The 14,123-nt window shown below is 42.3% G+C and carries 10 protein-coding genes and 2 pseudogenes; 8 read left to right on the forward strand and 4 right to left on the reverse strand.

The window, feature by feature from the left end:
- Positions 1–135 (forward strand): annotated as a pseudogene (locus JIG41_RS22755) (ISAs1 family transposase); the annotation flags it as partial.
- A pseudogene (locus JIG41_RS23155) lies at positions 135–704 on the forward strand (energy transducer TonB); the annotation flags it as partial. The pseudogenes JIG41_RS22755 and JIG41_RS23155, both read left to right, overlap by 1 nt.
- A gap of 42 nt (positions 705–746) precedes the next feature.
- Here JIG41_RS23155 and JIG41_RS01755 read toward each other — a convergent pair.
- Positions 747–1,196 carry a low molecular weight protein-tyrosine-phosphatase gene (locus JIG41_RS01755; RefSeq protein WP_036970515.1) on the reverse strand — a complete coding sequence of 150 codons (450 nt, stop codon included), beginning with the start codon at positions 1,194–1,196 and terminating at the stop codon, positions 747–749.
- Positions 1,197–1,205: 9 nt separating this feature from the next.
- Positions 1,206–1,712: a DUF3087 domain-containing protein gene (locus JIG41_RS01760; protein WP_074989455.1), complete on the reverse strand. Its 507-nt coding sequence runs from the start codon at positions 1,710–1,712 to the stop codon at positions 1,206–1,208.
- A gap of 118 nt (positions 1,713–1,830) precedes the next feature.
- On the opposite strand from JIG41_RS01760, the gene JIG41_RS01765 reads away from it, so the two are divergent.
- The 4 genes from JIG41_RS01765 (at position 1,831) to JIG41_RS01780 (ending at position 5,158) form a co-directional block, all read left to right on the forward strand.
- Positions 1,831–2,478, forward strand: coding sequence for an energy transducer TonB (locus JIG41_RS01765; protein ID WP_180311408.1), 648 nt, complete (start codon positions 1,831–1,833; stop codon positions 2,476–2,478).
- A 6-nt stretch (positions 2,479–2,484) separates the two neighbouring features.
- Positions 2,485–3,036, forward strand: a complete 552-nt coding sequence (locus tag JIG41_RS01770; protein WP_199524181.1) for an RNA polymerase sigma factor — start codon at positions 2,485–2,487, stop codon at positions 3,034–3,036.
- On the forward strand, positions 3,026–3,625 hold the full coding sequence (locus JIG41_RS01775) for a hypothetical protein (protein ID WP_199524182.1): 600 nt from the start codon (positions 3,026–3,028) through the stop codon (positions 3,623–3,625). The genes JIG41_RS01770 and JIG41_RS01775 overlap by 11 nt, the downstream gene beginning before the upstream one ends.
- 396 nt (positions 3,626–4,021) lie before the next feature.
- The gene (locus tag JIG41_RS01780; RefSeq protein ID WP_036970531.1) at positions 4,022–5,158 is read left to right on the forward strand and encodes a PQQ-dependent sugar dehydrogenase; all 1,137 of its coding nucleotides are present in this window, start codon (positions 4,022–4,024) and stop codon (positions 5,156–5,158) included.
- Positions 5,159–5,329: 171 nt separating this feature from the next.
- On the opposite strand, the gene JIG41_RS01785 is transcribed toward JIG41_RS01780, so the two are convergent.
- Together JIG41_RS01785 and pbp4b are read right to left on the reverse strand one after the other, a co-directional pair.
- Positions 5,330–6,706 (reverse strand): Na+/H+ antiporter NhaC family protein, encoded by a 1,377-nt coding sequence (locus tag JIG41_RS01785; protein WP_036970533.1) that lies wholly within the window; start codon positions 6,704–6,706, stop codon positions 5,330–5,332.
- A gap of 94 nt (positions 6,707–6,800) precedes the next feature.
- A complete protein-coding gene (pbp4b, locus tag JIG41_RS01790) occupies positions 6,801–9,248 on the reverse strand; it encodes a penicillin binding protein PBP4B (RefSeq protein ID WP_036970535.1) in 2,448 nt (815 codons plus the stop codon).
- Between the two features lie 340 nt (positions 9,249–9,588).
- On the opposite strand from pbp4b, the gene JIG41_RS01795 reads away from it, so the two are divergent.
- Both JIG41_RS01795 and JIG41_RS01800 read left to right on the forward strand, forming a co-directional pair.
- Positions 9,589–10,434, forward strand: coding sequence for a MurR/RpiR family transcriptional regulator (locus JIG41_RS01795; RefSeq protein WP_036970537.1), 846 nt, complete (start codon positions 9,589–9,591; stop codon positions 10,432–10,434).
- 374 nt (positions 10,435–10,808) lie between these two features.
- Positions 10,809–13,850, forward strand: a complete 3,042-nt coding sequence (locus tag JIG41_RS01800) for a TonB-dependent receptor (RefSeq protein WP_036970539.1) — start codon at positions 10,809–10,811, stop codon at positions 13,848–13,850.
- The last annotated feature ends 273 nt before the right edge of the window (positions 13,851–14,123 follow it).

Genomic DNA, 14,123 nt, shown 5'->3' on the forward strand with positions numbered 1-14,123 from the left:
ATGAGAAAAATAGCCATGGCGTTATTTAAACAAGATACAACTAAAACAGCCAGTATGGCGAGAAAAAAGAAAATGGCAGGGCTAGACGATGATTATCGCTCAACCCTGTTAGAATCTGGGATTAAAATGCGCTAGCCGTGCGTTACCTAGAAGAAGCCGATGAATATTACAAAGATAATGTGCCAAGTAACTCGCTAGAGCGTATTCAAGCAGACTTTTTAGCCGCCGCTTTTGCTCAAAGCAGGCACGATTATGACTACGCAATTGAGCGCCTTAACCATGTTGTTAAAGTATTTGATGACGCACTCAGTTTTGATCACAAAGCCGAACTGGACGCCCATTCTAAGCTGGTTCATTTATACGAAAAAATAGGCAAAAGCGATGAAGCAACCAAGCACTGTATTGCTATCGCAAAAATGGTGCCGTGGAAAGACAACCAAGAGCAAGAGCCCTTGTATCGCGTGCATCCTAAGTACCCCATGTCAAAGGCACAGCTTAGACAAAGTGGTTCTGTTATTATGGAGTTCGAAGTGACTCCCACAGGCTTTGTAGATAACGTTGCCGTACTTGAGTCTAAAGGCGGTAAAGCATTCGAAGTAGAAGCTATAAAAGCAATGAAAAAGTGGCGTTATGCCCCAAAATTTGAAGATGGGCATGCCGTTGCATCAACAACCCAAGTTCAGCTCGACTTTAAAATAAACTAATCAAAATAAACTAAAAGGTCGCAGTGCGACCTTTTAAAAAAATTAAAGCTTTTTGAGCAAGTTATCCGCCGCGTTTTCGATTAAATCTAGGACCTTTTCAAAACCTTGATCGCCACCATAATAAGGATCGGGAATTTCTTGCTCGCCCGCATCTCCATGGCTTAAAAATAACGACAATTTATATTGCAAATGCTCAGGGCATTGCGCGTGTAAATCAGCAAGGTTTTGCTTGTCAGCCGCTAAAATAAAATCAAACTCATAAAAATCAGCCTGCGTAACCGGGCGTGAATAAATCCCTTTAAAGCTGTAGCCTCGTTTTTCGCCTGCTGCTTTTGAACGTGAATCAGGTGGATTACCTTGGTGATAGCCAATCGTGCCTGCTGAGTCGACTTTTACATTAACATTAAGCGTCTTTGCACGACTTCTGAGCACCGCTTCAGCAGTTGGTGAGCGGCAAATATTACCCAAACATACAACCAAAACCTTCTTCATTACTCGTCCTTAAAAGTTCTTTAAAATAGCCTCATCATAGCGCTCGGCATCCAGGCTTAAATTATATTTCTCGGCGACACTATCAAGCTCAGCTTGTTTAATTGCCAGCTCATCCATAGTGATGGTGTTGTCGTCGAGCTGCCATAACAAACGCGAGCCAGCATAGCTGTAATGAATCGCTAATAAAGCATCGGCATTGCCCTCACGCCCAGCCGCTTTTAGCTTTGGCATTTTACGGGTAATCTTATTCAGCGCTTTTTTAAGCTCCCACACATACACAATCTCGGTCATATAATCATGGTTGCGGTATTTATTGAGTACAAAGCCCACCAGCAAACTGCACACAACAACCCCCAATAGATTCCAGTGAAAATGACTCCCACTTGGGTCTGGGAATAACGCAATCAAGGTTTGTGAAATGGCTAAACTACCAACGGCTAAAGCAATAACACACGCTACAATAACGTGGTTTAAATGCTTACGGTAACGGGCTTTATCTATTTGAATGAGTTTCATAACTACCTAAAGAATCACACTAATTAAAGTGAAAAAATAAAAAGTGAAAATAGTTTCACCCCTTTTTTATTTGCCAGCCGTTTTAGCTATGAAAGCAATTATCCAAAAAGGAACGGCTATGCATACTTTACCACTAAACTCAGCAAGCTTGAATAACAGCAATGGCGCTTTAAAGACAACCGTCGCAATTATAGGTGGCGGGGTAATGACCTTTGCTGCATTTGCCTTTATGCAATACCTAATTTCAGCAGAGCAACGCGCAGATATAAAAATGGGCCCCGATATCACCGTTGAAATTTACCAAGTGCCCGAAGACTCAAAAGTGCAAGTAAAGCAAACTTTGCCGCCACCGCCCGTTGCTCAGGTGCCACCGAAAACGCCCCCGCGGCCAGCTGCTGAAAACCCAGATACAATAATCATTTCCGATGCAACACCTACTATGACATTTGATGGCATTGGCGACTCACTCAGTAAAGCAATTAATCAACCAACCGGTGATGCGACCCCTATCGTGCGTATTAACCCTAAGTATCCCCCTGTTGCTGCACGTGATGGTATTGAAGGATGGGTGCAAATTAGTTTCAGCATTTCACCCACCGGCGAAGTTATCGACCCAGTCATTATTGACGCTGAGCCAAAACGAGTATTTGATCGAGAAGCTATTCGCGCTATAAAACGTTGGAAATACCGCCCCAAAGTAGTTGAAGGTGTGGCACAATTACAAACAAACCAAAGCGTTCAACTTGATTTTAAAATAGATGGATAACGGCCTATGCTAATGAGCATCAAGACATGGTTATTTGACACGCCAAACAGCGATTGTTTGGCGCTGTATGCCAAAACAGGCGACAACCGTTATCTCAACCAACTTGTTGCTCAATACGGTAACGACCTTTATCACTACCTAGTAACACAAAGTGATAAAGATCTAGCATTCGATATTTGCCAGCAAACCTGGTTAAAAGTCATTGATAAACGTGACTTTTATCACGCGCAAAACAACCCAAAAGCGTGGCTATTTCGTTTAGCGCGTAACGTGCTAATTGATGAGTTTCGAAAACAACAAAAATTTGTTGAACTAGAAGACAACCAGCTAGTGTCTGAGCCACACGATGCAAGTTATCACTACGATTATGACGCCTTTGATAAAGCACTTATGGGGCTTAGCTTTGTACAACGTGAAGCGCTGACCTTACAACAAGAAGGCTTTAGTCTCGAAGACATTGTTGCAATCACACAAAGTAACCCAGAGACCATTAAAACTCGGCTGCGATACGCCCGTCAAAACCTAAAACAACAACTTGGAGGCAATCATGAAGCGTAACGACGAGCAATTTGATGCCGATTTAAAAGCGCATTATCAAAAACGCAAAGCACAGCATACTTTAAGCCCTGAGCAGCTGACGCAAATGCAAAAGCCACAACAAGCTCGCTCAAAACAGCAACGCTTTTTAGGACTGCAAATGACAGGTGTTTTTGCTGCGCTGGCCATTTTGGGCTTTATTATGTTGCAATACAATAACCGCGAACTGACTGACGTATATGCTGTAGATTTATCAGATTACCACTGGCTTGAAGTTCATGAACTTAACGCAAAAGGCAGCTATGTCAGCAACCTAAAACAACAAAAACAAACCCTAGATGCCGACTACCAACACGCCCTTGCTGCTCATCAAACCCGTACCCGCTTCACTGGCCGCTTAGTCAGTGTTGATAACGATTGGTATATCGCAGACTGCGAGCAAAATATACTCGTACAAATAAAACAGTCACTACTTGAAGAGCTACAAAAACACGGCACACTCGATACCCACATTCACCAAGGCGACCTGTTGGCCCTTGACCAAAACCAACAAGGGCAAATCATCGCACTTAAACAGTTAACGCATGAGGCCGTGAAATGTGAAAGTTAAGACACTCGTTTCCAGTCGTTAGTTGTGAGTCGATTGCGCTAACTTCGAGTAATGAGAAGCGAGAAGCGGGTTTACCCTGCGTACTAATCTCACGTAATTCACGGCTGAAGCCACTCCTACTCTAACCTCTAACCTCTAATCTCTAACCTCTAATCTCTAACCTCTAACCTCTAACCTCTAACCTCTAATCTCTAACCTCTAATCTCTACCCCCTAATCTCTAACCCCAAATCTCTAACCTCTAACCTCTAATCTCTAGCCTCTAACCCCTAACTTACAACCGCTTTTGTTCTATCCCGCTTTTTCTACCAATAGTCGCACTTTACTGAAAGTTAATAACAATTTACCTACGAACAAGCTAGGCTAATAGTATTGTGCTTAATAATTTGGAGTAACCATGAAAAAGTCTTTATTTAGCAGCCTCGTCGTCGCTTCTATCAGTTTAACCAGCTTGCAGGCATGTGCGCAGCCAGAGCAAACAATTCCGTTAGATGCCAGTGCCAATAAGTATGAGCTTGAATTAGTGAGTAAAGGGATTCAGATCCCTTGGGGTATGGCGTGGCTAAACGAGCGTGATTTATTAGTGACCGATAGGCGTGGTGAGTTAAGGCTGATCCGCGATGGTCAGCTTGATAAACAAATAATCAAAGGAACTCCTAAGCTTCACGCAGAAGGCCAAGGGGGATTACTTGATATAGAGCTCGACCCAAATTTTGCCGACAATGGCTGGATTTACCTTTCTTACTCAGGTTATGAAGGTGATGATGAAGGCTATAACACCTCAATAATGCGTGCACGTTTAAAGGACATGACGCTTGTAGACCAGCAACTCTTATTTAATGGTGAACCAAATACCACAACAACTAAACACTATGGTTCGCGTATTGAGTTTGATAAAGACGGTTATTTGTATTTTTCGATTGGCGACCGTGGCGACAGAGATGTTCACCCACAAAGCCTTGATTACGATGCGGGTAAAATTCACCGTATCAACAGTGATGGCTCTATTCCTGAATCAAACCCTTTTTATAATCATAAAAGCGCGCGTAAAAGCATTTACTCATATGGTCACCGTAATCCTCAAGGTATGGCTATGCACCCAGAAACTGGGGTAATTTGGAGTCATGAACATGGCCCTCGTGGGGGAGATGAAATTAATATTATTAAAGCTGGGGCTAATTATGGTTGGCCTGAGATCACCTACGGCATTAACTACATTGGTACAAAAATCACTGATGAAACAAGCCGCGAAGGCATGGAGCAACCTGATTGGTACTGGGTACCTTCAATTGCGCCCTCTGGTATGGCGTTTATAAATAGCGATAAATACCCGCAGTGGCAAGGGCAAATAGCCGTGGGCTCAATGAAGTTTGCTCACCTTGTGCTTGTTAAACTCGATGGTAATAAAGTCACTGGCCACAGCAAAGTATTTGAGGGTGTTGGCAGAGTGCGCAGTATTGCGACCCATCCAAATGGAGATTTATACCTTGGGGTTGATGGTGTAGGTATTTATAAAGTTGTGCCTAAAGCCTAGCTCCAAGCCTTAAGCTGTCACCTCGAAGAAGCTAGTTTTCAGTCGTCAGATATCAGATTTGAACGTGCTGGCTATCGAGGTTTGAGAAGCGAGCCTAGAAATACGAGGTACGGACAATAAAAAACCACAGATTTCTCTGTGGTTTTTTATTGTTTGCTTAAGGGCTTAAAGTTACAAAACCAAAATACTGGTTACCAAGTAAGCGATAAAGGTTAATGCGCCGCCGAATAAGGCGTAAGGCATTTGAGTTTTAACGTGGGTTAATAAGTCACACCCAGAGGCAATCGCCGATACCGCACTGGTATCTGAAATTGGCGAGCAGTGATCGCCAAACACACCGCCACCTAAAATGGCAGCAATAACCAGTGAAGGCGGTAAACCTAGCGCTTGAATAAGCGGCACACCAATTGGAATAAGAATGGCAAATGTGCCCCACGAGGTGCCCGTAGTGAATGAAATAACCGCTCCGGTTAAAAATAGCACTGGCACAACAAGGTAAATAGGTAAGAAATCACCCACAAGCCCCGCTACAAACACACCAGTGCCTAAGTCTTTTAAGCTCGCACCAAGTGTGAGTGATAACAAGACGATTGCAACCAGCGGTAATAATTCACCCATACCTTTAAAGCCAATATCAACAAGCTTATGGTGAGTAAAATCACGAGAGCTAATCATTAAAAAGTAAGCGACTACACAGGCTAAAATAGTTGCATACAACACTGATTTTGAGCCACTGCCACTAGCAATATCGCCATCGCCAGTCCAGAACATAAAGCCAACCATGCTGCCAATTAAGGTAATAAGTGGAATAAGCATGTAACGCGCTTTTGAGCCTTTAACTTCTTCTGCTAATTCGGTTTCTTGCTGCTCAAAGTTCTCTTCGGCTTGTTTTAATGGCCCATGTACTTTGTCGAAAGTAATGGTATAAAACACGATGAGCAAGGTGATAATCGCATAAAAATTATAACCAATACTGCCCCACAGTACCGAAACAGCAGACTCTTCCATCTCGTAGTTACCAAGTAGGCCAAGCACATACGCACCCCAGCCGTTAAGTAAAATTAAAATACACACGGGTGCACTGGTACTATCAATAATATAGGCAAGACGCGCCCGGCTCATTTTAAATTTATCAAATAAACCACGCGATAAAATACCCGAAGTTAATACGCTCAAGTTCGATTCAATAAACACCGCAATGCCCGAGAACATGGTTAAATAACCCACTTGGCGCTTACTCTTAGCAACACCTTTGTTCATTAATAGGTTTACGGTTGCTGCCACACCGCCAGATTCACGAATATAGGCAAGCAGTGCACCAATCAAAATACTAAAAATAAGAATACGGCTGTTACCCGCTGAGCTCGCGACTTCGATTACCCGTTCAATGGTATTGATAAAAGTGTAAAACACACTATTGCCTTCACCATTGAGGGCTAGCAAAAACTCAGACGACGCAACGGCGACCAATAAAGCCATGATCACTTCTTTGCGCCAAAACACAATTAAGATAGCAATCAAGGGTGGTAAAATTGAATACCAAGACATAAAAACCCTTTTAAATTAAGACCAATATTTTATTTTTATTATGCAAAAACTCGCTAAGCTTAATGGCTTTGCCGCTAAACTCAACTTAAATCGACTAGTGATTTAATATACTCTCATAAATCAGTGAGATAATTGAACCATACTTACCTGTTTCAAAACGCTTTCCGACAAATTCATAATTTTTATCGTTGCCCTCAATAGGTGTGTGACGGGCATTGGTAAGTAACACGATGGCAAGGTCATACTCGGGGTCAATCACAGTAACGGTGCCGGTCCAGCCAGTATGACCATAGGCTCTTGGGCTGGCATACGGGCCAAAATGCCATGTGCGTGCTTGGTGCCCTGCTCTTCGCCAGCCTAAGCCATAGGTTTCGTCGCTGGCTTGAGGCTGAGTAAATTGCGCGAGTACTTGTGGGGTAAATAACTGTTTATTGTCGTAGCCACCGCCGTTAAGCAGCACCTGCATCAATACCATTATATCGCCAGCCGTACTAAAGAGGCCTGCATGCCCTGCTACGCCCCCTAAAGCATAAAAGGCTTTTTCGTCATGCACTTCACCTTGCAATACATCGGTACGAATATTGTCAAACTCAATACGCCCGCCACGGGTGTTGCCATTTATTTCAGTTGCAGCAATCTGCGACGCTAAAAATCCCTTTTGCAAAGGGTTGTACACTGTGTGTGTTAACCCTAGCGGCTGATAGAGTTGGCTTTCAACATAGCTGTCGAGAGGCATACCGCTAATGCGCTCAATCAATACGCCTAGCAACATGTAATCAATATCTGAATAGAGGTGCTTTACATTACGCCCCGCCACAAAAGGCACTCCTGTAAGCAGTAAATTTTTGGTACGTAAACTGTTTTGCGAGAAAAACCGTTCGCCAAATTTATTATCTTTACGGTGAAAATCAACCACTGCAGGGTAACCTGCGCTATGCGTGAGCAAATCCTTTACTAAACGCTGCTCTCGACCGCTGCCTCTAAATTCTGGCAGGTAATAAAACAATGGTTTTTCTACATCTAACTTACCTTCGCTTGCAAGTTTCATTAACGCAAAGTTAGTAGCAAACATTTTTGAATTCGAGGCAATGTCGAATAAGGTATCGTTTTTCATCGCTTCAGGCGATGCGAGCAACGTGCCATCTGCATGGTACTTTTTAGCAGCGCCATAGTGGCTTAATTTAATTAACTCACCCTCTTTAATAACGCCAAGCACAGCGCCAGGAAATCCTGCGGCGACTTCTTGATTTATCAGCTCATCAACAGCTTTAAAACGGTCTTTATGTGTGTTTTTAATCAATGTTGGGTAAGGAAACCGCAATGTTAAGCTCGCCCCCTCTGGTTGAACATTGTCAACTTTAAAGGTGTTAATACCGTTATGAGTGCGTTTCGCTAAGCTGTATTGATATACTTTTTCAGCTGTTAATGGTGATGCGATATTAATTTTTTCACCATTAATATAAATATCAGCACTGCGGGCATCGTGGTTTTCAATGATTATTTCACCACGTCCCTTATACGCTTGAAACGTGCCTCGGTTATTTACTAACTCACGGCTGCTGGGGTCGAGCGATGGAATACGTACGACAACTTGTGCATTCGCAAGCACCGTTGTCTCAGGCTCCGTTGCCAGTTGCTGTTGCTGATACTCTTTAAACAGTCTCTCGCACTTTTTAGGAAAATACTTTTCTAATAAAGCAAACAGTACAGCTGCACTTCTGGCATCGTTATTACCGCTAACATGCCAAGGTAAAAAGTGCATTTGAAAGGCGCTCAACGCATCTAATGTTTGTGAATCAAGTTGCCCCGTTGCAATCACCTCGTAACCGTAGCTGCGCATGGCTTTTTGCATTAACTCTGTCGAAGGTTTCGATGCGCTAAATAACTGCCAATACTTATCGACCGTGTCGCTGTCGTACCACGCGCCAATACCCGCTTTATATAATTGATACCAAGGAAAACGCGGGCCAGGATCATTTTTACGACTTGGCGCAATGTCTGAATGCCCTACAATTTGAGTTGGCCCAATATCTGGATTGCGTTTAAGAATATCTTTGCTTAACGTAATTAATAATTCAATTTGCTTGGCATCATAATCAGGATAAATACACAGCTTGCTTGCATCATTTTGCATTGCAGGCGAACTATGCTCAGGAATATGACATGTAGGCACATTCACTATTTCAATGCCAATGGAGTGATCGTTTAAATCTTCACGTCCTTGCCAGTAACTTCGTCCAGCATGCCACGCGCGATCGTTCTCATCAACAAGTTGAATAATTTCTAATTTATCGTGCGGATAACTTGAATCGCCCGACTCCGGTAATAAGTAATGTGAGCTTAAGCCCCCTTCATCCACTAAAGCTCGCATCGACTTTTCGTAATCAATCGCGGTGTAGTGCATCACTAAAAACTTAACGCGATGACTGTAGTTAGCTGACTGGGTAAACGTATATTGATTACTGGCACAACTGACTAAAAGCGCAGCGCCACTGAGATAACACAGCTGTTTAAGTAATGTTTTTAAAGAGGGAAAACTCATAACAGTTTCATACCTGAAGTTTTAAGCATTGACGATTCACTGCAATACAGTAGCAACACCCACTTAACATGTAAAATATTTTATTTTAAGATCCAAGAATAAAAAGTATACATTATCGTTACCTCACTAAAAATGGTGCTATCTCAACAAATAATGTTGTATCTATTATGGAATAAAACTATATTATTCCATCTAAATTAAGAAAAATATTCCAAAGTTAATTCGAGTAAAACAAAAATAATTCGTCGTTTGTACTTAATTTTGCGTCTTGGCGCTTAATATTCTCGATTGAAAGGTTTGTATTACACAAAGAATAAGTTAACTAACAAAGTGAGCCCGAATGTCTACTTTTGTAAAAATTAAAGCCTTACGCCAGTCTTTGTCGAGCAGCGAAGCAAAACTAGCAGATTTCACATTAAACTCGGCCAATGCGATTCGTAATTTATCCTCTGTTGAATTAGCAAAAGTGGTTGGTGTTAGCCAATCAAGCGTGGTTAAGTTTTCACAAAAATTAGGTTACAAAGGGTTTCCTGCTTTTAAGCTAGCCGTTATCGATGCACTAAACGATGAAAGCAGCGAGCCCAAGTTACACGGTAAAATTACCTTAAACGACTCTCTTGAACAAATTGCCGAAAAATTACTCAGCAGTAAACTGGCCGTTTTAACTGAAACCAAAAACCTTAACGAAGCGCCTGCAATCGAAAAAGCGGTTGAATTATTAAAATCAGCTAAACGTATTCTTATTTGCGGTTTAGGTGGCTCGGCGCTGGTTGCCAAAGATTTCTCTTATAAATTACAAAAGCTAGGGATGCCAGCTATCGCTGAACCAGACGGCCACGCCCAACTTGCCTACGTTGCTACGTTTTCAAAAGGTGACTTGGTTATTGCAATTAGTGAATCGGGGATGACCCGTGAAATTGCTGAGGTCGTTAAACAAGCTAAGAAAAACGACAGCGCAGTGATCTCAGTCACTAAGTTTGGTAGTAGCCCCGTCGCAGACTCAGCAGATGTAAAACTCTACTCTGTTGCTGAAGGTGAATCAGTAAGGCTGTCATCAATTTTAGCCCGAACTGCACAAGATTTTGTCATTGATATTCTGTTCATTGCACTGACTCAATCGAGTCGACAAGGCAGAAAATTACTAGAACATTCTAATGAAGTTGTAGGCGAATTTAAGAATAACTAATTTTTAAATACAGACTATAAACCTAAAAAAGCAGCGAAAGCTGCTTTTTTTATGCCTTTATTTAGCAACTAAATTTGCACCTCGCCTTTCTTGTTATGTATTGATTTTTATAAGCTAATAAAAAATAAAGCGTTCATAATTTCTTACAAAAAAGACCCCTCACATTCCGTATGCTCTTAAAAGCAAATGAACACAAACAATTACCCAATAAAGGTAATATATTTTATTCCACAAATAACCGTAAGTAACAAAAAAATATTCTTGACCGATTCTTCTAACAGCTGTTTAATGTATAGGCAACATAATTTTAAAGTTCATAAGTCTCAATTGGGTAAGCAGTCCAACAAAGCATATAAATATAAGGACGGGAAACAATGAAACAACATGCATCCTCACTCGTAATAAGCTCCATAGCTAAAGCGACACATAATGCACTTCGCGCAAAGAAAACAGCTCTAACAGGTGTTGTAATGGCCGCGGCTTTAGCCAGCGCACCAGCCTTTGCTAATTTAACTGGTGGAATCAAGGGTAAAGTATCAACACCAGAGGCACAGCAGTCTCTGGCGGGGATCACGGTAACGGCAAAAAGTAACGTAATGCCGAAACCACGCACTGTTGTGACTCGTGAAGACGGAAGCTACGACTTACCCCAACTAAAACCGGGGACTTATGAACTCACTTTCACCGATAAAAACGGGGTCACTCAAACGATGACCGTTGATGTTTTGCTTGAGCAAACATCGAGCCTAAACGTTACCTTCGGTGGCGCAAATGAAAATGTTGAGGTCATCACCATTACTGGTAGTAAATTATACCGTCAGGGTAAGTCAGCTCTGACCAACTCACTAGGCGAAGAGGCAATCAACAACGTGCCAGTGGGTCAAGACTACCGAGACCTATTAAAACTTGTACCAGGTGTGGAGCTTTCGGCGAACACAGTTTTAGGTCCGTCAGCAGGTGGTTCAGGGGTTGATAACTCATACGGTTTTGATGGCGTAAATGTTTCTATGCCAATGTTTGGTAATTTAGCGTCAGAGCCTTCGACCCATGACGTGGCGTATGTCACCATGGACCGCGGTGGTGCTAAAGCGGTAGGCTTTAACCGTTCAGGTGGCTTCTCAATCAATACAGTATCAAAATCTGGTACTGATGAATTTCACGGTAACGTTGAATACAAAGCACAACCGAAGAGTTTTGTTGCGACCCCTATAGGCGAAGAAAGTTATGAGATGGATAAAAGCTGGTTAACTGCAAGCCTAGGTGGACCGCTGATTGAAGATACACTGTACTTTTATACCTCGTATTATCGCCCTGAAGAAACGAAGGCTAACAAGAATACAGCTTATGGCGAAGTAAAAGACTATGAAAGTATCCGTGACGAATACTTCGGTAAGCTTACATGGGCACCGACCGACGATATTTTAATTAATATTTCACAACGTACCTCTGATAAAGAGGTAAAAGGCGATTCAATAGGCGCTTACGAAACTGACAGTGTATCTGTTGGTAGCAAAGCCGACCAAGATATCTTTACGTTAGATGGCTCTTGGATTTTAGGCTCTGCAACCACCCTGTCATTCCAATACAGTAAGTTTGAATTAGAAACAGGTTCGAAACCAGATACTGAGTTGAGTGTCGTACCTTCGTTAAATAGTCAGCTTGATGTTAACAACCTTACTCAGATGGGCTATTTTTCGGTGCCAAAACCAAGAGAATATGTCTCTAAAGAAGGTTTCACAGAAGAGCAAATCGCTATTTATAATGCCGGAGCTACCGCATTAATTAATACTTATGGCTATCTTGAAGATGGTGTAATGAAAGGCAGCGGTGGTGTTGGCGCTTATTCACAATATGACAATATAAACTTCTATCGTGATTCATTTGAACTCAACTTAGAACATGAATTTGATTGGGGTGACACGTACCATACACTCCACTTTGGTGCCAAATGGGAAGAAAGTGAAGAACAACTTACCCGTTTATCAAATGGCTGGGGGCGCATCTCTTACCTTGGCGGTTTAGTTGATGCTGATGCAGATACGGCAGGCTTTGACCCTGCAGATGCTATATATCGTGCACATGTGCAGCAAATGAGTCTGGCAACTGAAGATGGTACAACTGTTTCTGGCATAAACTCAGAAATGCGTAGTATCAATTTTGAAATAAACGATACCATAGAACATGGTGACTGGACTTATAATATCGGTTTACTCGTAAGCCAAGATACGTGGTACGGGCAAGGTTTAAAAGCGAAGTCAGGCACCGTTTCAGGTTATGAGTTGGCTCCAGGACAGAAGTACGAAATGTATAAAACAGACTGGAGTGATATGCTGCAACCTCGTTTAGGTGCAACTTGGACGTACTCAGATGAAGACTCAGTCTTTGCAAATTTCGCAATTTATAATCCTGAAGCAAGTTCACTCGCTCGTGCAGCCTCGTGGGACCGTAATACGCGCTCAGAAATTGAGCTACTTCTAGATGAGTCTGGCAACATTCTTTCTGCATCACCTCGACGTGGTTCATCAGGTAAAGCATTCCAAGAAGGCATGAAACCTCGTCGTATCAATGAATTCACGCTTGGCACAACGAAATATGTGGGCTCTGATTTAGTATTACGTGCTCACGTACGTCACCGTAAAGGTATGCATTTTTGGGAAGATATGCCTAACAATGCACGCTTAACTGATTACTCAGGCGTTGATGCCGAAGGTGTGCCACAACATATCGCAGATAAAGGCCTTTATGTTGAAAACCTTGCCGATATTATCGATGAAATCGGTGGCTCATCGTATGTAATCGCTGAGGTTGATGGCGGCGAAACGAAATACTGGGAAGCCAGTATCGAAGCTGAATACCTAGGTGAAAACAGCTATATCAATGCTTCTTATGTGTGGAGCCATTACTACGGTAATTTCGACCAAGACAATACCACGACAAGTAACGATGCAAATAACTTTATTGGCTCATCATACTATGGTGATGGCCGCGGCCGTTACTCATGGGATAACCGTTACGGCACACTTTCAGGAGATAAGCCGCATAAGGTTAAAGTCTATGGTTACTACACTGTGCCGTGGGAAGCAAACATTGGTGCGTACTTTGTATTCCAGTCTGGTCAAGCTTGGGAAAACTGGGATGGAACTATGTATGGTTATCCGACAAGCCATGTTAGTCGTTATGCAGAACCTGCTGGTTCTCGTAGAACAGCAAGCCACTGGCAACTTGACTTGAACTACACGCAAGACTTTACGTTCTCAGGTGACATGGAACTACAATTCCGTGCTGACTTATTTAATGTCTTTAACCGTCAAACTGGTTACAACAAAAACCCGTATGTACTTGATGAAAACTATGGTGAATCACGCAGTTACTATAATCCACGTAGTTTACAGCTTTCAGTTAACTTCAAGTTCTAAACCAATCAATCCTGTTGGGGGCCGCATATGCGGCCCTTTTTCATCCCTTTTAATCTAAATTGTACAAAACGTTCTTGCTTCATCTAAATGAATGGCCTGCTTCATCAAATAATCAATCTGTACCGTACGTTTAATACCATTCCGCTTAATTAAGTGGTCTATTTTGAGGCAATAAAACCGCGTTGATAACAAGGCAAAAATTTAGTTATTTAGTTGTTCTCGGCAATTGCTCCTGCATTGCTCTACCTCCTGCATCCATGCAGTCGTAAATCA

Origin of the sequence: Pseudoalteromonas sp. bablab_jr011 (assembly GCF_016464045.1) — a bacterium.
Classification (GTDB): Bacteria; Pseudomonadota; Gammaproteobacteria; order Enterobacterales; family Alteromonadaceae; genus Pseudoalteromonas; species Pseudoalteromonas lipolytica.

Excerpts from the sequence above, each read along its gene's own strand:
- JIG41_RS01755 (WP_036970515.1), bottom strand. The coding sequence starts at position 1,196 with ATGAAGAAGGTTTTGGTTGTATGTTTGGGTAATATTTGCCGCTCACCA.
- JIG41_RS01760 (WP_074989455.1), bottom strand. The coding sequence starts at position 1,712 with ATGAAACTCATTCAAATAGATAAAGCCCGTTACCGTAAGCATTTAAAC.
- JIG41_RS01765 (WP_180311408.1), top strand. The coding sequence starts at position 1,831 with ATGCATACTTTACCACTAAACTCAGCAAGCTTGAATAACAGCAATGGC.
- JIG41_RS01770 (WP_199524181.1), top strand. The coding sequence starts at position 2,485 with ATGCTAATGAGCATCAAGACATGGTTATTTGACACGCCAAACAGCGAT.
- JIG41_RS01775 (WP_199524182.1), top strand. The coding sequence starts at position 3,026 with ATGAAGCGTAACGACGAGCAATTTGATGCCGATTTAAAAGCGCATTAT.
- JIG41_RS01780 (WP_036970531.1), top strand. The coding sequence starts at position 4,022 with ATGAAAAAGTCTTTATTTAGCAGCCTCGTCGTCGCTTCTATCAGTTTA.
- JIG41_RS01785 (WP_036970533.1), bottom strand. The coding sequence starts at position 6,706 with ATGTCTTGGTATTCAATTTTACCACCCTTGATTGCTATCTTAATTGTG.
- pbp4b (WP_036970535.1), bottom strand. The coding sequence starts at position 9,248 with ATGAGTTTTCCCTCTTTAAAAACATTACTTAAACAGCTGTGTTATCTC.
- JIG41_RS01795 (WP_036970537.1), top strand. The coding sequence starts at position 9,589 with ATGTCTACTTTTGTAAAAATTAAAGCCTTACGCCAGTCTTTGTCGAGC.
- JIG41_RS01800 (WP_036970539.1), top strand. The coding sequence starts at position 10,809 with ATGAAACAACATGCATCCTCACTCGTAATAAGCTCCATAGCTAAAGCG.